This window comes from Ignavibacteriales bacterium, assembly GCA_016709765.1.
In the GTDB taxonomy this organism is placed as follows: Bacteria; Bacteroidota; Ignavibacteria; order Ignavibacteriales; family Ignavibacteriaceae; genus IGN3.
On record JADJMD010000013.1, the window covers coordinates 721,853 to 741,545 of the forward strand.

The 19,693-nt window shown below is 34.3% G+C and carries 15 protein-coding genes; 9 read left to right on the forward strand and 6 right to left on the reverse strand.

What is annotated here, in order from left to right; translation table 11 throughout:
• Positions 1–8: 8 nt before the first annotated feature.
• Genes IPJ23_12785 through IPJ23_12810 form a run of 6 tightly spaced genes read right to left on the reverse strand, consistent with a single transcriptional unit; the run spans position 9 to position 6,552 of the window.
• Positions 9–353: an STAS domain-containing protein gene (locus IPJ23_12785; protein ID MBK7631551.1), complete on the reverse strand. Its 345-nt coding sequence runs from the start codon at positions 351–353 to the stop codon at positions 9–11.
• Between the two features lie 9 nt (positions 354–362).
• Positions 363–893, reverse strand: coding sequence for a hypothetical protein (locus tag IPJ23_12790; protein MBK7631552.1), 531 nt, complete (start codon positions 891–893; stop codon positions 363–365).
• Positions 890–2,920, reverse strand: a complete 2,031-nt coding sequence (ligA, locus tag IPJ23_12795; GenBank protein MBK7631553.1) for an NAD-dependent DNA ligase LigA — start codon at positions 2,918–2,920, stop codon at positions 890–892. Before ligA ends, IPJ23_12790 begins: the two co-directional genes overlap by 4 nt.
• A complete protein-coding gene (locus tag IPJ23_12800) occupies positions 2,921–3,838 on the reverse strand; it encodes a helix-turn-helix domain-containing protein (GenBank protein ID MBK7631554.1) in 918 nt (305 codons plus the stop codon).
• Positions 3,839–3,855: 17 nt separating this feature from the next.
• Positions 3,856–5,295: a 16S rRNA (cytosine(967)-C(5))-methyltransferase RsmB gene (gene rsmB / locus IPJ23_12805; protein MBK7631555.1), complete on the reverse strand. Its 1,440-nt coding sequence runs from the start codon at positions 5,293–5,295 to the stop codon at positions 3,856–3,858.
• The gene (locus tag IPJ23_12810) at positions 5,296–6,552 is read right to left on the reverse strand and encodes a GlmU family protein (GenBank protein MBK7631556.1); all 1,257 of its coding nucleotides are present in this window, start codon (positions 6,550–6,552) and stop codon (positions 5,296–5,298) included.
• 293 nt (positions 6,553–6,845) lie between these two features.
• Here IPJ23_12810 and IPJ23_12815 point away from each other — a divergent pair, with 293 nt between their 5' ends.
• The 9 genes from IPJ23_12815 (at position 6,846) to IPJ23_12855 (ending at position 19,685) form a co-directional block, all read left to right on the forward strand.
• On the forward strand, positions 6,846–9,773 hold the full coding sequence (locus IPJ23_12815; GenBank protein ID MBK7631557.1) for a histidine kinase: 2,928 nt from the start codon (positions 6,846–6,848) through the stop codon (positions 9,771–9,773).
• Positions 9,774–9,827: 54 nt separating this feature from the next.
• A complete protein-coding gene (locus IPJ23_12820) occupies positions 9,828–11,294 on the forward strand; it encodes a PAS domain S-box protein (GenBank protein MBK7631558.1) in 1,467 nt (488 codons plus the stop codon).
• On the forward strand, positions 11,287–11,934 hold the full coding sequence (locus IPJ23_12825; GenBank protein MBK7631559.1) for a response regulator transcription factor: 648 nt from the start codon (positions 11,287–11,289) through the stop codon (positions 11,932–11,934). Before IPJ23_12820 ends, IPJ23_12825 begins: the two co-directional genes overlap by 8 nt.
• A 153-nt stretch (positions 11,935–12,087) precedes the next feature.
• Positions 12,088–13,449 (forward strand): NADP-specific glutamate dehydrogenase, encoded by a 1,362-nt coding sequence (gdhA, locus tag IPJ23_12830; GenBank protein MBK7631560.1) that lies wholly within the window; start codon positions 12,088–12,090, stop codon positions 13,447–13,449.
• Positions 13,450–13,594: 145 nt separating this feature from the next.
• Positions 13,595–16,594, forward strand: a complete 3,000-nt coding sequence (locus IPJ23_12835) for a histidine kinase (GenBank protein MBK7631561.1) — start codon at positions 13,595–13,597, stop codon at positions 16,592–16,594.
• Between the two features lies 1 nt (position 16,595).
• Entirely contained in the window at positions 16,596–16,802 is a 207-nt protein-coding gene (locus IPJ23_12840; GenBank protein ID MBK7631562.1) for a hypothetical protein, read from the forward strand.
• Between the two features lie 2 nt (positions 16,803–16,804).
• Complete coding sequence (locus IPJ23_12845) at positions 16,805–18,052, forward strand: Glu/Leu/Phe/Val dehydrogenase (GenBank protein MBK7631563.1); 1,248 nt, start codon at positions 16,805–16,807, stop codon at positions 18,050–18,052.
• Positions 18,053–18,073: 21 nt separating this feature from the next.
• Positions 18,074–18,451 carry a hypothetical protein gene (locus IPJ23_12850; GenBank protein ID MBK7631564.1) on the forward strand — a complete coding sequence of 126 codons (378 nt, stop codon included), beginning with the start codon at positions 18,074–18,076 and terminating at the stop codon, positions 18,449–18,451.
• Positions 18,452–18,554: 103 nt separating this feature from the next.
• Entirely contained in the window at positions 18,555–19,685 is a 1,131-nt protein-coding gene (locus IPJ23_12855) for a hypothetical protein (GenBank protein ID MBK7631565.1), read from the forward strand.
• Positions 19,686–19,693: the final 8 nt, after the last annotated feature.

The window sequence follows — 19,693 nt, forward strand, 5'->3', positions numbered from 1 at the left end:
TGCAAGATCTATTTTCCTAATTCCGCTAAGGCCTGTTCAACAGTTTCCGTTACAGGAAGAACTCTATCTAACTGAGTAATTCTTATTAATGTGTGCACTTTTTCAGATGGTGCAGCAAGTCTAATTTTTCCCTCGTTCGCAGATACAATTCTATTTGCAACAAGTATTGCGCTTAAGCCAGAACTATCGCAGCTTTCAACAGCACTAAGATCAATAATTAGTTTATTTACTCCTTCAACTTTTAGAATCATTGTAAACTCACCTTTAAGCAAGCCGGAAATACTTGTATCCAGACGCTTTTCATTCAATTTAAAAATCGTAATATCGCCAACACGCTTTGTTTCAAAATTCATAATTTTGCCTTAAAACATTTTTAAACAATTTAAAAAATTATTGTAAGATACTTTCGATTCAACATCGTTGTTAGCAATCTGAAAGTTATAATATTTATCAGCGCCCTTTTTTGTAAATCCAATTCTTATTCTTGCATTAACAAGATTAGAAGCATAACTGTAAAACAAATCATCTTTCCGGTTTAAGTCCATAACACCATCAAATCTCATTTCAGATAATTTCTCAACTAGTTTGTGTGATGGAAGATCAAGCTTATTCAAATCTGAAATTCCAAACTCCATTGCTTTATTTCTAAACTTGGCAGGCAGTAAACTTATTCGATAATCTCTTGTTAAGATTTTTATTGATTTGTTTAGATGTTCAAGATACTCAAGAACAATATAACAAGCTCTAAAATCCATTTCATCTTCCGGCATCAAAATTAAAAATGATCCAGATCTTTTTAATGCTTCCGAAAAATCCTGTTCATTTAGAACAATGTTTTTTAATTTTCTTGAGATTAAAATACGAGAAATATTTTCTTTTATTGCTTCAATCATTGTTTTTCATTTTCTTCAAGCATCTTTATAAATGTATTTTCATCTAAAACTTTAACTCCTAGTGATTCAGCCTTTGACAATTTTGATCCTGCTTTTTCTCCAGCAACAACAAAATCAGTATGCTTACTTACACTTGAAGTTACTTTTCCTCCAAGAGAAATTATTCTTGCACCTGCATCATCTCTTGAAAAAGCAGAAAGTGTTCCTGTTAACACAAAAGTTTTTCCAGTTAATGCGGATTGAACAACTTTCTTTTTTTCTGATGTAAAAGTTAACCCTGATTTATGTAAATCTTCAATTAGAAGTAAATTTTTTTTATAAGAAAAAAATTGTTTAATACTTTTGCTAATGCTTGGACCAATTTCATAAATTGAGGAAATGTCTTCTTCACTTGCTGCAATAATATCATCAATTGAATTAAAATGATCTGCAATTTTTTGTGCCGCTCCTGTTCCAACATATCTTATTCCAAGTGCAAACAAAACTTTTGCAAAAGGCTGAGCCTTGCTAACTTCGACAGCCTTTAAAAGATTATCAATACTTTTTTCACCCAATCGTTCTATTTCAATTAGCTTGTCTCGTTTATCTTTTAACTTATAAATATCAGAAAAGTGAGTTATTAATCCTTTATCGACAAACAGATCAATCAGTGCTTCGCCAAGACCTTCAATATCCATTGCACCACGTGAAGCAAAATGAATTAGTCGTCCTTTAACTTGCGCCGAACATTCGGGGTTTTCACAATAGAAGGCGACTTCACCTTCGGGTTTAAATAATTTTGAATTGCAAATGGGACATTTTTCCGGCGAAAGAGTTGGTTTACTTTTTTTTAGACGTTCGTTTAAAATTACTGATACAACTTTTGGAATAACATCGCCACCTTTTTCAATTATAACAGCATCTCCGACCCTAATATCTTTCCGTTGTATCTCATCAAAATTGTGTAAAGTAGCCCGACTTATAGTTGATCCCGCAAGTTTTATAGGTTCCAATTCTGCAACTGGAGTTATTGCGCCAGTTCTGCCAACCTGCCATGTAATTTCATTTAGTTTTGTAAAAGCTTGTTTTGCTTTAAATTTAAATGCAACAGCCCAGCGTGGCGATTTTGCGATACTGCCTAAAAGTTTCTGCTGCTTCATAGAATTTACTTTTATTACTGCGCCATCAATTTCATATTCAAGCGTGTCGCGTATTTCTTCAAACTTGCGGCATACCTTTAAAACTTCATCGATGTTTTTACAAATTTTGTATTGTGAATTAACTATAAATCCAAGTTTAGTTAATAACTTTAAATTTTCTAATTGCGATTCAAATTCTTCATTACTGCTGATAATGGAATAAAGAAAAACATTTAGCTTTCTTTCTGATACAATTTTGGGATCCTGTAATTTTAATGTGCCCGCAGTAGAGTTGCGTGGATTCGCAAAAAGTTTTTCACCATTAGCTTCACGCTCTTTATTCAGATTAGCAAAATCAGAGATGCGCATATAAACTTCTCCGCGCACTTCAAAATTTTTAAGATTGTATGTTTTTTCTTTGGATAAATCAATCTTTAAAGGGATTGAACGAATAGTTTTAATATTGTTTGTAACTTCTTCGCCAACTGTTCCATCACCACGAGTGGCTGCTGTCTGTAAAAATCCATCAATATAATTTATGCTAATGGAAGCACCATCAATCTTTAGCTCAACAACATATTCAACTTTTTCTGAATCAGGTAAATTTTCTTTTACTCTTCGATCAAAATCTAATAAATCCTGCTCATCGTAAGTGTTCGCAAGACTCAACATCGGGATTTTATGCTTTACAGGATTAAATTCTTTAGTTAGATCTTTCCCCACTCTTTGAGTTGGAGAATCCGGGGTAATTAAATGGGGGTTTTCATTTTCAAGTTTTCCTAATTCTTTAACAAGCTTATCATAGTTTTCATCACTGATAACAGGTTCAGCTAAAACAAAATAATTATAATCGTGCTTGATTATCTCGTTACGAAGCTCTTCAATTCTTTTCCCGATTAAAGAATCCATTTACTCTTGATCAATTTTTGGAGGTGCATTTAAATAAACAAGTCCGGTTCTATCTAACTTAAAATGCCTCACAGAACCTAATCGCCCAGTAAATTCAACAGGTTTATTATTCAATTCCAAAGTAACTCCGCCGGAATTACCAATTGTTCCTTTAAATTCTCGTGCGGCACTTACGCTGAATTTTAGATTTGGACTGAGTGTGAATTCCTGCGTACGATTATTATCAAGCACAACAAAAACCCAGGATTGTTCTTTGGGATAAAAAGTCAGATACAGGCTATCGGCTGATACAGTAACAATAGTGTTATCACCTTCGTTTAACTGATTAACAGGTTGCTCTTCAATATATCGCTGATTTCCTTGTTCGATAACTTCTTCAATTGGTGTTTCTTCTACAATTATTTTATCACTTTTACTAAAAATAAAAAAGTAAAGAAGCGCGGCAATAATAATTAATCCAATTCCACCTAATCCAAATATCATTAACTGGTTGTTGGCTTTGCTACTAGATTCATTTAAGTTTTGTTTTTGCTCATCAACATAAGATTTCAAAGGAATAGTTGATTTTACTTTCGGTTTTTGTGGATCAACTTTAGTTTCTTCGATTTTAGGCAAATCGGATTTGGGCTCCTCCGCTTGCCTTGCTTCTTCCACAGTTGCAGGAGGACTTGGATCAAACTCTTTACCATCTCTTGCCGCTTCAAATTTTTTTAAAGTTATATTTTCATCAAGCCCAATTGTTTTAGCAAACTGTTTTACAAACGCTTTCACATAAAGATCAGGCAGAAAAGAAAAATTTCCCTGATCAATGGCCTCAAGAAATTTAAGATCAATTCTTGTTTTAGTAGCCATCTGCTGAAGTGTTAACCCGGCACTTTCCCTTTGCTGTCTTAATTCATCTGCAAATTTATCAAGCATAATATCTCATAAAATTATTATTCAATTCTAATTAATTTTGCTGCAAACGCTCCATCCATCTGATGCTTTTGCGGCAGTGTTTGGATGCATCCGTTTTCATCAACTAAGTTATCTGCAACTTTATCTTTAGCGGATTCTAATCTAAAATTTGGATGCGATTCAAGAAACTTTTTGATAACTCCAATATTTTCTTCCGGCTCAATGGAACAAGTGCTGTAAACCAAAACCCCACCTGGTTTAACTAACGTTGCTGCTTTTGAAATTAATTTAAGTTGAATATCGTTCATTTTTCTTAAATCAAAAATATCTTTTTTCCATTTAATATCCGGTTTTTTGGAAAGTGTTCCTGAGCCGCTGCAAGGCACATCCGCAAGCACACGATCAAATGGTTCTGCCTCAAATTCCAACGCATCACTTTCAATAGTAGTAACACAAGTCAATCCAAGTCTTTCGTTGTTATTACGAACCAGTTTTAATCTTCCTTCGTAACGATCTAACGCAGTAATTGAGCCCTGGTTGTTCATTAACGAACCAAGATAAGCTGTTTTACCACCGGGAGCAGCACACATATCCAGAACATTCATTCCAGGTGCAACATCTAACAATCGTACCGCTAAGCCTGCACTTTCATCCTGAATGTTAAAATATCCTTTTACATAATAATCCCATGCTGTAATGTTTGTAAGATTTTGAAGTTGAACAAATTCATTAAGAAATTTTCCTGGTTTGTACTTAAGATTAACTTGTTGTAAAAGTGATTTAAATTCCTCTGGGGTTGTTTTAATCGCATTTACTCGTAAAGTAAGATATGGTTTTTCATTGTTAGCGTTTAACAATTTTTCCGTGTCTTCTCTACCAAATCTTTCAAGATAGCGTTTTACCATCCAGGCAGGGTGTGAATAATAAGCGCTTAAATATCCAACAATATCTTCGTTGGGGTCAGGATATCGTATAGAATTTTTACTCCTTATAATATTTCTAAGAATTGCATTTGTAAGATCTGCTGGTTTTTGTCCTTGAAGTTTTTTAACAAACTCAACGGCTTCGTTAACTGCTGCGTGATCCGGAATTCTATCTAAGAATAAAATCTGGTAAAGCGCAACACGTAACCCATTTTTTAAATTTGGAATCGCTTTAGAAAATTGCCCTTTGTAAAAACCGTTAAGAATCCAATCTAATCTTCCTTGCCAGCGAGTAACCCCGTGTACGATTTCATAAAGCAGTGCTTTATCTGGTCCGTTTAATTCGGCGTTTTTTAATTCGTTATCTAAAAGCTTATCAAGATATGCGTCAGTTCTTTCAACACGATTAAGAATTTTAACAGCAAGACCTCTAACACCTTGATATAAATCTATAACTTTGTGTTCTTCCAGATGAGCTTCTTTATTTTCAAAAACGGGCTGGTCATTTTGTTCATTCGTTTTCTGTTCTATATTTTGATCAGTACTATCTTCCAATTAATAACCTCTTTTTTCTCTATCATTTTTTGTTAGTTCAAAAATTAAGTTAAACATCAATTCATCTTTTGTTTCAAAATCAATTTTCCTTCGGCTCATTACAATCTTTGCTGTTTCCATTGCTTTTTTAATATCATAAACAGTTGATGACTCATCACCGCCCCAGGTAAAAGACGGAACATATTTCTCAGGAAAACCTGATGCAAATATATTACAAGAAAATCCAACAACAGTGCCGGTATTAAACATTGTATTTATTGTGCTCTTGGAGTGATCACCAATCATCAATCCAAGAAATTGCGAACCGCTTTCAACTTCTTTACCGCTTAGCTTAATTTTTATTTTAGAATAATTGTTTTTCAAATCGCTGTTGTTTGTATCTGCGCCAAGATTAACCCAGCTTCCGATGTAGGAATGCCCGATAAATCCAGAGTGCTGTTTATTTGAGTGATCCATAAAAATAGATTGTTCAACTTCGCCGCCAATCTTACAAATTTTCCCGATTGAAACATTTTCATAAATAGTTGCACCACTTTTTATTTTTGATGATTCCCCAATAGACACAGAACCTTCAATAACAGCGTTTGGATAAATAAAAACATTATCATCAATAATTATTGGACCACCCGAAGCATCTAAAACCACACCGGGTTTAATGGTAACATTTTTGCCAACAAAAATATTTTCTTTATTTATGATATGAACAGATGCGCTAACAGACTCAATAAAGTTTTGTCTTTTGGATTGCTTTGTAAGATAATTAAAATCTGATGCTATTTGTTTACCGTTAATGTTTATCAAATCCCACAAATAATTTGCACATTTAAGATCAAGTATTTTTATTGATAATCCATTAAAATCATTTACGGAAAAAAGATCTTTTAAATGGTTTATTTTATTTTGCAGATTTGTGCCTGATAAATAAGCTGCAATTACAGTTTCTTCATTTACAAATACTTTATCTTCTCCGGGCAATAAAGGAAGAAGCAGCGATAGATTTTCCGGGGCAATAATTCTTCCGTTAATAAACAAACACTCAGTATCTTCTATCTTGTTTACTAAAAGGTTTGGATTGCCTCTTTGAACAATCTCTGTTAGATATGGGCGACAGTGGAGCGATACTTTAACATCACCATAACAACGAATGATTTTATCTTTGAGCGAAGCGTTACCGCATAACAAATCATAAACCGGACGAGTAAACAGCATCGGCTCAAAGTTTAAATAGTTTATATCTTCAAAAATGCAGATTTGCATATAGCTTATTTTCCTTTTTGAAAAACACTATAGAATTTAACATTTTTTGAGCTAAGATTCTCAAATCGAATTACACGCAAATCCATATTTTAATTTCTAGAATAGATTGCACAAGAATTATTTTTTATTGCAGATACACACATTCAATCCCAAACTTTCAATTTCAATTTTTATTATATTTTAAGCATCAATTAATCAATCTCATCGTATATATGGAAAACCGATCATCAAAAGTAAGACAGCACACCCTAGAGAACGTATTCAGTACTCGTGTAAAGAAGTTTCAAAAACTAATGCGATACAAAATACGGGAGATACTTTTAGTTTCCAGTATCTATGATAATTACCTCTTTGAAGAGGATGGAAGGCTTTACGAATTAATTCGTGAAGAATATCAATCTCTAAACTTAAGTTTCGCTCCCGAATTAATTCATGTCACTACAGGGGAGGAAGCGCTTGAAATGCTTAGCGAAGATCATACTTTTGATCTAATCATTACAACACTTCATATTGAAGATATGCACGTTATTAAATTTGCTCAAATGGCAAGACAGTCTGGTATAAATCTTCCAATAATCTTGCTTGCTTATGATAATCGTGAAAGAAAAGAGCTTACAACTAACTACGATACCTCAATTTTTGAAAGAATATTTATCTGGAGTGGAGATTATCGACTTCTAATTGCAATTGTAAAGTATATTGAAGACCGTGTAAATGTTGAAGGCGATACAAAAAATATAGGTGTTCAATCAATTATTGTTGTAGAAGATAATATTAAATTTTACTCTTCATATCTTCCAATAATTTATACTGAGGTTTTTAAGCAATCTCAACGATTAGTACGTGAAGGCGTTAACCTTACACATAAGTTTTTAAGAATGCGAGCTCGCCCCAAAATTTTACTTTGTACAACGTATGAAGAAGCCTGGTCTTATTATGAAAAATATCAGGAATATGTTTTAGGTTTGATTTTAGATATTAACTTTAAACATCATGGTGTAAAAGACCCCGAAGCAGGGATTAAATTTGCAAAAACTGTACGCTCACAGCACGATGACATTTCAATTCTTCTGCAATCGAGTGATGCAGGTTTTAGAGATAAGGCATATCAAATAGGGGCATCTTTTATGCACAAAAATTCTCCAAGATTGCTTCAAGAGCTTAGAGAATTTATGCTTCAAAATTTTGGTTTTGGTGATTTTGTATTTTTGAATAATAAAAGCAAAGAAGAATTTCGTGCGGCAAATTTATCACAACTTGAAGAAGCATTAAAAATAATTTCCGATGAAAGTTTGGTTTACCATGCTTCAAGAAATCATTTTTCTAAATGGCTTAAAGCCAGAACTGAATTTTACCTTGCTCATAAATTAAGACCACACAAGGTAACGGATTTTCAATCAGTGCAGGGATTACGAGATAAATTGTCAACTTCACTTCAAGAGTACAGAAAACTTCAGCAAAGCGGCGTTGTACTTGATTTTAATAAAGATTCCTTTGATACAAAAAACAGTTATGCAAGAATCGGTGGTGGTTCCTTAGGTGGTAAAGCTCGTGGTTTAGGCTTCATAAATACTTTGATTACTAACTATGGGATAAGTAAAAAATTTGAAGATGTAGAAATAAGTGTTCCCTCAGCGATTGTTCTTGGTACAGAGGTTTTTGACAAATTCATAAGTGAGAATCAACTAGAAGAATATGCTTTTTCAGAAAATAATGATTTAGAAATAACACTGAAATTTGTTGATGCAGAAAAATTTCCAGAAGATATTCTAGCTACATTAAAACAATTTTTGGAGATTACTCACTGCCCATTAGCTATAAGATCATCAAGTTTATTAGAAGATTCACAATTTCTTCCTTTTGCTGGTGTTTATGAAACTTATATGATACCAAACAGCAACAAAGATATTGCTGTAAGATTGGATGAACTTTTACAATCAATTAAAAGCGTTTATGCTTCCACCTTCCACAAAAAAGCCAAAGATTACGTTAAAGTAACTAACTATGGTTTGGAAGAAGAAAAAATGGCCGTAATAGTTCAACGGTTAGTTGGCTCACAAAAGGAAAACAGATTTTATCCGGATTTTGCAGGAGTTGCAAAATCTTACAATTTCTATCCAGTGCCTCCACAAAAATCTACAGATGGCATAGCTTTGGTAGCCTTGGGACTTGGCAAAACAGTAGTTGAAGGCGGAAATACTATTAGGTTTTGTCCAAGATACCCAAAGCATATGCTGCAGTTTTTTTCGACTAAAGAAACTTTAAGGAACGCTCAACAAGATTTTTATGCATTAGATTTAAACGGAAAACTTGATCATCATCCCGATAGTATTGAAGACCCCATGGTTAAGAGATATGATCTTTCTGATTCTGAAAAAGATGGTACCCTCTATTCTGTCGGTTCAACTTACTCGCCAGAAAATGAGGCTGTGTATGATGGAATCTCCCGCGATGGAATCCGAGTTGTTACTTTTGCCCCGGTATTAAAGCATAAGATATTTCCGTTGCCGGAAATTTTGGATATGCTTTTGGATATCGGATCTTGGGGAATGGGAACTCCGGTTGAAATTGAATTTGCCGTGAACCTTAATAAACCTCCAGCTGAGAAAAAAGAATTTGCGATGCTGCAAATGCGACCAATGGTATTAAGCAGAGAACTTGATGAACTAATGGTAGGTGATTTTAATGAGTCTGATATGATTTGTCAAAGTTCGCAAGTTTTAGGCAATGGCGCCATAGACGATATTTATGATGTTGTGGTAGTGGATATTAATAAATTTGAGAGAGGCAAAAGCCAGGAAGTAGCTATGGAGGTCAGTAAACTGAATTCAAAACTTGTTGCTGCACGAAAACCATATTTGCTTTTTGGTGTGGGCAGATGGGGTTCACTTGATCCATGGCTTGGGATTCCTGTTACTTGGGATCAGATTTCGGGTGCTGTTTCAATTGTTGAATCAGGTTTTAAAGATTTTCAGGTTACTCCTTCACAAGGATCCCATTTTTTTCAGAATCTAACTTCGTTTAGAGTAGGATACTTTACAGTAAATGCAATTGATAATATTGGTTTTATTGACTGGGATTGGTTGAATGCACAGCCAGCAATAGAAGAACTTGAATTTACAAAGCATCTTCAATTTGACGAACCACTAAGAGTAAAGATAAATGGCCATGAAAATCGTGGTATAATTTTAAAACCCGGTGTAAGTATTGAAGAAATTTAAATTATTTAGTTCTCAATAATTGTTTAGAACTTTTACAATAAAAATTATTAAACTATGAACGATCTCTTTATCAAAGAAGATGTTCTTAATGCTGATCTGCTATTTGGGCAGCTTTGGGAAATTTCTGTTGATGGAATGCGTTTAATTGATGAAGACGGTAATATACTTTTGGTAAATGATTCCTTTTGTAAAATATTTAATATGCAAAAGGATGGATTAATCAATAAACCGTTTTCAATCGTTTATACAAAAAGTGAACAAGAATCTGCTCTAAAATCATTCCAAAAAGATATTCGTAAAAATGAATTAAAAACCTTTTTCGAAAGAGAAAACATTCTTTGGGATGGAAGAAAAACTTGGTTGGAATTTTCAAATTCATTCTTAACGCTAAGTGATGGAAAAAAAACTACTCTGAGTATCATTAAAGAAATAACGAAAAGAAAAAAATCTGAGCTGGAGCTGCGTGAAAGTGAATATAAGTTTAAGATGCTTTTTAACAGCGCGAATGATTTTGTTTTTGTTACACAACTTTCACCGGAAAAATCTTACGGTGATTTTATTGAAGTAAATGATGTAGCATGTAAACAACTCGGCTATTCAAAAGAAGAATTTCTGTTACTTAGCCCTTCAGGAATTGTTTCCCCAAAATGCATTGATGATTTTAATATTACCATGGGGCGCTTATTACAAGAAGGACACGTATTGTATGATACAATTTATCGTGCAAAAGATAAAAAACTTTTTCCAGTAGAAGTTAATTCACATTTTTTTTTGTTTAACGATAAACTCACTGTGCTTTCTATTTCCAGAGATATTACTGAGCGTAAACAAGCAGAAGAAAAATTAAAAAAATCCAGTAAACTATTAAGAAATCTTGCCACGCATATACAAACTGTTAGAGAAGAAGAAAGAACTATGATTGCAAGGGAAATTCACGATGAATTAGGACAAGTTCTTACAGTTTTGAAAATTCAAATTTCACTGATAAGTAACAAACTCAAGCCCGATCAAGCTCCGCTTAAAGAAAAAATTGATTCGCTTACAAATCTTATAGATAAATCTGTCGAGTCAGTTCAAAAAATTTCTGCAAAGCTAAGGCCAACTATTTTAGATGAATTAGGTCTAAATGCTGCCATTGAATGGCAAACTGAAGAATTTGAAAAACTTACAAACATTAAGTGTTCATTGATTCTTGAAAAAGAAGATTTAAAACTAAGCCCTGCTAAATCAACTGCACTTTTTAGAATTTTTCAAGAATCACTTACAAATATTGCACGCCATTCTGAAGCTAATCTGGTGAACATTTCCTTACTTACAAACCAATCAAATATTAATCTTGAAATTAATGATAACGGTAAAGGTATTTCCACAGAGCAAATAAAAGATTTTAAATCTTTGGGGATTCATGGCATGCAAGAAAGAGCACTCATATTTGGTGGACAAGTAACCTTTGATAGTTTTTTGGGAAAAGGGACTAAAGTTAAAGTTGAAATTCCAATTGATCAGGAAATAAATGAATAATGATAAAATAAAAATAGTTATTGCAGACGATCATGCAATTGTTCGTGAAGGACTTAAGCAAATTGTTGCTGAGGAAAAAGATATGCAAGTCTGTGGTGAAGCTGAAGATGCTTCGGGTCTTATGGAACTTCTAAAAAAAGAAAAATGGAGCATCGTTGTTTTGGATATAAATATGCCTGGTAAAAGTGGTCTTGAGGCACTAAAGGATATTAAACAACTGTATCCTGATCTTCCAGTTTTAATTTTAAGTATGTTTAGTGAAGATCAATATGGATTACGAGCAATTAAGGCAGGTGCATCAGGATATCTTAAAAAAGTCAGTGCAACAACTGAATTAGTTGTTGCTATAAGGAAGATAGTATCCGGCAGAAAATATATTAACCCTGTGCTTGCTGAAAAACTTGCAGAAAATTTTGGACACGATAAACTTAATTTACTTCACGATAATCTTTCAGACCGCGAATTTCAGATAATGTGCAATATTGCACTAGGAAAAAGTGCTGAAGAAATTGCAGAAGAACTTTCACTTAGTATTAACACAATTTATACATATCGAAATAGAATACTTGAAAAAATGTCCATGAAGTCTAATGTTGAATTAGCACAATATGCTATTCAAAATAAGTTGATTGAATTGTAGCATCTTTATATAAACACCGCTAGTAACACTTTCTGTTACACTACTTTCACAATTTCAATCCTTTCGCCCATAATACTCAATCTTTAATTTCATCCTAAAATTTAGCTCATTTAGTCAAAATATTTTATATCTACAATTTTCTCGGAGGTTTATATGTCCAATTACGTAAAAGATCTAATGGGTATGGTAAAAGCTAAGCACCCAGCAGAGCCAGAATTCCATCAAGCAGTAATGGAAGTTGCTGAATCACTTTCAGTTTGTTTTGATCGTCATCCTGAATATCGATCTGCAAAAATCTTAGAACGCATCATCGAGCCTGAAAGAATAATGATCTTTCGTGTTCCCTGGGTTGATGATCAGGGTGAAATAAATATTAATATCGGTTACAGAATTGAAATGAACAGCGCAATTGGTCCTTACAAAGGCGGGCTGCGATTCCATCCATCTGTAAACCTTGGCATCCTAAAATTTCTTGCATTTGAACAGGTTTTTAAAAACAGCTTAACAACGCTTCCTATGGGCGGTGGTAAAGGCGGATCTGATTTTGATCCAAAAGGTAAAAGTGATTTAAAGATTATGAGATTCTGCCAGGCATTTATGGGCGAACTTTTCCGTCATATCGGTCCTAATACAGATGTGCCTGCCGGAGATATTGGTGTAGGTGGAAGAGAGATTGGTTATATGTTTGGAATGTATAAAAAATTAAGAAATGAATTTACCGGTGTGCTTACAGGTAAAGGATTAAATTGGGGTGGTTCACTAATTCGTCCTGAAGCAACGGGTTACGGCGCAGTTTACTTTGCGGCTGAAATGCTTGCAACAAAAGGTAATACCCTTGAAGGAAAAGCATGCTTGGTTTCTGGTAGTGGTAATGTTGCACAGTACACAGTTGAAAAAATTCTTGAGCTTGGTGGAAAAGTTTTAACCTTATCAGATTCAAACGGATACATTTATGATGAAGAAGGCATTAACAAAGAAAAACTAGCTTTTGTAATGGAAATGAAAAATGTACGCCGCGGTAGAATTAAGGAATACACAGATAAATATAAGAAAGCTATTTACACTCCAATTGATCCTAATGGACCTTTTAATCCATTGTGGAATCACAAAGCTGATTGTGCTTTCCCATCAGCAACACAAAATGAGATAAATGCTAAAGACGCACAAAACTTAATTAACAACGGAGTCTTTGTTGTTAGTGAAGGTGCTAATATGCCTACAACTCCTGATGGCGTAAATATCTTTCTTGACAAAGGAATTCTTTATGGACCAGGTAAAGCGGCTAATGCAGGTGGTGTTGCCGTTTCCGGATTAGAGATGGCACAGAACAGTATGCGTTTTGGCTGGACGCGTGAAGAAGTTGATAATCGCTTAAAAATGATTATGCATAGCATACACAAAACATGCGTTGATACTGCTGAAAGATTTAATACACCGGGTAATTATGTTAACGGCGCAAACATTGGTGGGTTCTTAAAAGTTGCAGATGCAATGATGGATCAGGGAGTTGTTTAAATAATTCTCAGTATCGAATTAACAATGCAAAAAAAAGGCGATTCATTGGAATCGCCTTTTTTATTAAATCATAAATAGAACTTTGTTCAAATTTTTAATAAGTTATGTTAAGTAATTTATTCTTAACCTGTTTTGGTGAATATTTATGGACAGGGCTGACGATCTAAAAAATTCTCCAGAAACGCTTTTTGTAGAGCACGGTTACGGAAATCGTTTTCAGGGTTTTCAAAACCTTATGCGCCTTCGCGTAAGAGATATACTGCTTGTATCCAGCTTATATGATCTTTACCTTTTTGAAGAAGATGGCCGCTTGTATGAGCTTGTTAGAAATGAGTATCAGGGACTAAATCTTTCTCACTCACCAGAACTTACTCGTGTTTCCAGCGGTCAAGATGCAATATCACTTGCGCTTGAAGAAAACAGGTTTGATCTTATCATTACAACATTGCATATAGAAGATATGCATCCCTTAAGTTTTGCAAAGCAAGCAAAAAAATCAGGTCTTAATGTTCCTATTATGCTTCTTGCTCATGATAACAAGGAATTAAAGTACCTGTTGCTTAATCCCGAAATAAATGTGTTTGATAAAGTTTTTATCTGGCAAGGTGATTTTAGAATTATCATCGCAATGATTAAGTATCTTGAAGATAAAATGAATGTTGAGCACGATAGCAAAATGGTTGGTGTTCAAAATGTTATTTTTATTGAAGATAATATAAGATACTATTCCTCTTTTCTCCCCATTATTTATACTGAAATGCTTTCTCAATCTCAACGACTTATTTCTGAAGGAATAAATCTTACGCATAAATTTTTGAGAATGCGTGCAAGACCAAAAATACTTTTATGTGCTAATTATGAAGAAGCGTTAGAATATTTTACGAAGTACAATGAACTTTGTCTCGGAATTATTTCAGATATAGATTTCCCTCGTAAAGGTAAGCAAGACCCAAAAGCAGGAATAAGGTTTGCAAAGACTGTAAAAAAAGAACATCCGGATATTCCGGTTTTACTTGCATCTACAAATCCACAAAATCAAATTGAAGCACAGCAAGTAGATGCATCTTTTATTCTTAAAGACTCACCAACTTTGCTTAACGAGCTTCGACAGTTTATGAATCAACATTTTAGTTTTGGAGATTTTGTTTTTAGAACTAAAGATGGAATTGAAGTTGCGCGCGCAAATAATCTTAGAACACTTGAAAACTCTTTAAAAGTTGTGCCGATTGAAAGCATCGCATTCCATGCCTCAAAAAACCACTTTTCAAATTGGTTAAAGGCAAGAACAGAATTTGGCTTAGCGCATCAGCTAAGACCGAGAAAGGTATCTGATTATCCTGACTTTGAAGCTTTAAGAAAGGATCTTATTGAATCTCTGCAAAGTTATAGAGCTATGCGCCAGCGAGGAATAATAACGGATTTTAATAAAGAGTCATTTGATCCTGAAAGCAGTTTTGCAAGAATCGGTGGCGGATCACTGGGAGGAAAAGCAAGAGGATTAGGTTTTGTCAATACATTAATTAACGATTATAATGTTCGCGATACTCACGAAGATGTAATTATTTCTGTGCCTGCTGCGGTGGTAATAGCAACAGAAGTTTTCGATCAGTTTTTAGATGAGAATAACCTAAGAAGTTTTGCTCTTAATTGTGATGATGATGCTGAAATAACAAAAAGATTTTTAGAAGCGGAAAGATTTCCTGAAGATATATTGGCTGAGCTTTCAGCTTTTCTTCAAATAATACATACTCCGCTTGCAGTTCGTTCTTCCAGCTTATTAGAAGATTCACAATATCATCCGTTTGCGGGTGTATATGAAACTTATATGCTCCCAAATAATCAGCCGAATCCATTAGTTAGATTAAATGATCTGCTTACAACTATAAAAAGAGTTTACGCCTCTACATTTTATCAGGCTCCAAAAAATTATATAAAAATAACTTCTTACCGTTTGGAAGAAGAAAAAATGGCCGTAATTGTACAGAAAATGGTGGGAAGTAAACATGAAAATAGATTCTATCCACATTTTTCTGGTGTTGCAAAGTCGTATAATTTTTATCCACTGGCACCTCAAAAATCTACAGATGGTATTGTTTCCACAGCCTTGGGACTTGGTAAATGGGTAGTCGATGGTGGGCTGACTGTAAGATTCTGCCCCAAATACCCAACTGATTTAATTCAGTTCTATTCTGCAAAAGATGCACTAGAAAACAGTCAGGGAGAATTTTTTGCTTTACGTTTAGATGAGACTAACCGATTTTTAGAAACAACACACGATACTCTTGTTGAAACTTTTAATCTATCTGTTGCTGAAAAAGATAATACACTAAATTACGTGGGTGCAACTTACTCACATGATAATGATATGATTTACGATGGGCTTTCCCGGCAGGGCGCAAGATTAGTTACTTTTGGTCCCATACTAAAAAATAAAATATTTCCTCTTTCTCCCATTTTGGAATTACTATTAGATATGGGGACCTGGGGAATGGGAACTCCGGTTGAAATTGAATTTGCAGTAAACTTATCTCCTGTAAATACGGGTAAAAAAGAATTTGGTGTTTTACAAATGAGACCACTTGTAGTCTCTCATGAATATGATAATTTGATTATTGAGAACAACAGTGCTGATAAATTGATATGCGAAAGCCATCAAGTTTTAGGAAACGGAATTATACAAGATATTTTTGATGTTGTGCTCGTTGATTACCATACATTTAATCGAGCAAAAAGCCACGAAGTTGCTGCAGAAGTTGCATCCTTTAACAGCCAATTAATTGCACAAAAACGTCCGTATCTTTTGATAGGAGTTGGCAGATGGGGATCACTTGATCCGTGGCTTGGAATACCGGTAGGATGGGAACAAATAGCTGGCGCGCGTGCAATCGTTGAAACGAGTTTTAAAGATATGTCTGTAGAACCATCCCAAGGTTCACACTTTTTTCAAAATATTACATCTTTTATGATTGGATACTTTACTGTAAATAATGTTTCCGAGACAGGGTTTGTTGATTGGGATTGGCTTTTGGCGCAGCCGCACGTGGACACAAAAGAGTTTACAAGATTAATTAGATTTGATAAACCTATTATTATTAAAATGAATGGACATCAGAATAAAGGAATAATTATGAAACCGGAGGTATAATTTGGCTGTTGAAAAAACTTCAAATGAAAAAGTGCCTGATTCCTGTCCGCACTGTGGAAATAGACTAAGCTCCTGGCAGCAGGTTCTGCTAAAAGTAGATCGTGCAATAGTCTGTAAAAATTGTTGGTATAGAATTCTTTTGGAAGTTAATCCAGAAGAAAAAGAAAATAATCAAGACAAGAAAAATAACTCAACCAATAAGGCATAATAATGGATTCATACAACTCATTCCGTGTAGCTCAACAGCAAATTATTGAAGCAGCAAAACTTCTTAACCTGGATCAAGCGACAATTGAATTGCTAAGCACACCACAACTTGAAACAAGTTTTACTCTTCCGGTGAGAATGGATAGCGGAGATGTAAAGATTTTCCAGGCTTATCGAATTCAATATAATTACTCTCGCGGACCAGCTAAAGGAGGAATAAGATTTCACCCTGAAGAAACAATTGATACAATTCGTGCTTTAGCCTGTTGGATGACCTGGAAAACAGCAGTTGTAGATCTGCCGCTTGGCGGTGGAAAAGGTGGTGTTTGCTGTGATCCTAAAAATATGAGTGATCGAGAATTAGAAAGACTATCAAGAGAATATGTACGAGCAATTTCACCTCTGCTCGGTGTTGATATTGATGTTCCAGCACCGGACGTTTATACAAATCCGCAAACAATGACTTGGATGATGGATGAATATGAAACCATTAAATTTAAACATAGCCCTGGAGCTTTTACAGATAAACCACAACAGGTTGGCGGAACTGAAGGCAGAAGAGATGCAACTTCACGCGGTGGCGTAATTTCAGTTCGTGAAGCATGTAATTCTTTAGGATTTGATCCAACAAAAGATTTTGCCGTACAGGGATTTGGAAATGCAGGACAGCGTGCTGCGCTTTTGCATCCCGAAATACTAGGTGGCGGAAGACTTGTGGGTGTTAGTGATTCTCGTGGGGCAATTTTTAATAAGCAGGGTTTTGATCCCATTGAGCTTGTGCAGCATAAATTAAAAACCGGCACCGTTCTAAACTATCCAGGCTCCAAACAGATTGCGCATGAAGAACTTCTTGAACTTGATGTTGAAGTTCTTTATCCCGCTGCTTTAGAAAACGCCATTCACACAAAGAATGCAAATAAAATTAAAGCTAGAATAGTTTGTGAACTTGCAAATGGTCCAACTACACCTGAAGCCGATCAGATTCTTTTTAAAAAAGGTGTTCACGTAATCCCAGATATTCTTGGTAGCGCAGGTGGTGTTGTAGTTTCCTATTTTGAAATGGTCCAGGACAAATCACTTTACTTTTGGGAAGAAGAAGAAGTTCATAAAAAGCTTGATAGGAAAATGACTATGGCTTATCACCGTGTGGAGGAAGCTATTAAAGAGAAAAAGATTCATCCTAGATTAGCTGCAATGCTTGTTGGTGTTGCTCGTGTTGCCGAAGCATGTAAACTTCGAGGATGGGTATAAATAAGAGCTAAAACCAGGAAAATGAGATACAAAAACTTATATATTGCCTTTTGGGTTGAGATATTTGTTGGATTTGGAACAATACTTTCAATCAGTTTATTAGGAACAAAAGGCTTGGCAGTTCTGGCGATCTTAGCGTTTCGATCATTATTTTTGGAAAAAGAAACCATTCAAGATAAAAAATCATATCTCGAATTTTCTTACAAAATTTTATCGAATAGTTTATCAATAATTTTTATAATGATTATCTCTATTATTATAATTATCCAATTCATTCCAGTCTGGCAAGCAAAACTGCCGCCCATTGATGTAATCTTTGTAGTACTGATTCCCTTTTTTTTGCTTACGCACGGAGTAATCGGAATAATTAATTATTCGAACTTTTATCCCCAAAATTAATCATCGTTATTTTTTTATTAAAACGATAGTTGATTTATCTAACTGTCGAATGCAAAAAATGTTATATTAACATTAAGAATATTCCAAAAGAAGTAAGTTAAAAATGAGTTTAATCCTAAAAGAAGTAACATCAAAAAAAGATTTAAATAACTTCATCTCGTTACCGTACAATTTGTATAAAAACAACAAGTACTTTATACCGCCGCTCCGCTTTGATGAAAAGAAATCATTGAGTAAAAAGATCAATCCTGCCTTTGATTTTTGCGAATCAAAATATTGGTTGGTTTACAAAGACAAGAAAATTGTTGGACGAGTAGCGGGAATAATCAATTCAAAGTTCAACGATAAGTTTAATAAAAAAGAAGCACGATTTGGATGGATAGATTTTGAAGATGATCCAGCTATTTCTAAACTGTTATTTGAAACGGTTGAAAAGTGGGCTGCAAGTAAAGGAATGACAAGTATTCATGGCCCGCTCGGTTTTACCGATATGGATGGTGAAGGAATGCTAATTGAAGGTTATGAAGAAGTTAGTACGCTTGGCAGCATATACAACTACCCTTACTATCGAAATCATATTGAAAAACTTGGTTATGCAAAAGATATTGACTGGATAGAATTTAGAGTTAAAATTGTCTCATCCACACCGGAAAAAATCGCAAGGATTGCTGAGATAGCCTTGCAAAGAAATAGGCTTCATGTTCCGGTGTTTAAGAAAGCAAAAGATATGCTTCCTTATGCCAAAGATATTTTTTATTTGATAAATGAAACTTATAAAGATCTTTATGGATTTGTTGAGTTAACAGATAAACAAATTGATTCTTATGTTAAGCAATATTTTTCGTTTATCCGCCCGGAATATCTTCCATTGGTTCTTGACGAGAACAATAAACTAGCTGCCTTTGGTATAACAATGCCGTCACTAAATAATGCTTTGCAAAAAATTAATGGCAAACTTTTTCCTTTTGGGTTTTTATTCATCTTAAAAGAAATGAAAAAAAGTAAAGCATTGGATTTATATCTTACTGCTGTAAGAACTGACTTGCAGAACAAAGGTGTTAATGCACTTTTAATCGACCAAATAAATAAAGTTTGTATTAAAAACGGAATACAGTATGTTGAGACCAACCGTGAGCTTGAAAGCAATGATAAAGTACAAGCTCAGTGGAAACTTTATGACGCACGTCAGCATAAAAGAAGACGCTGCTACAAAAAAATATTAAGCCAATCTTAGTTCTAAAA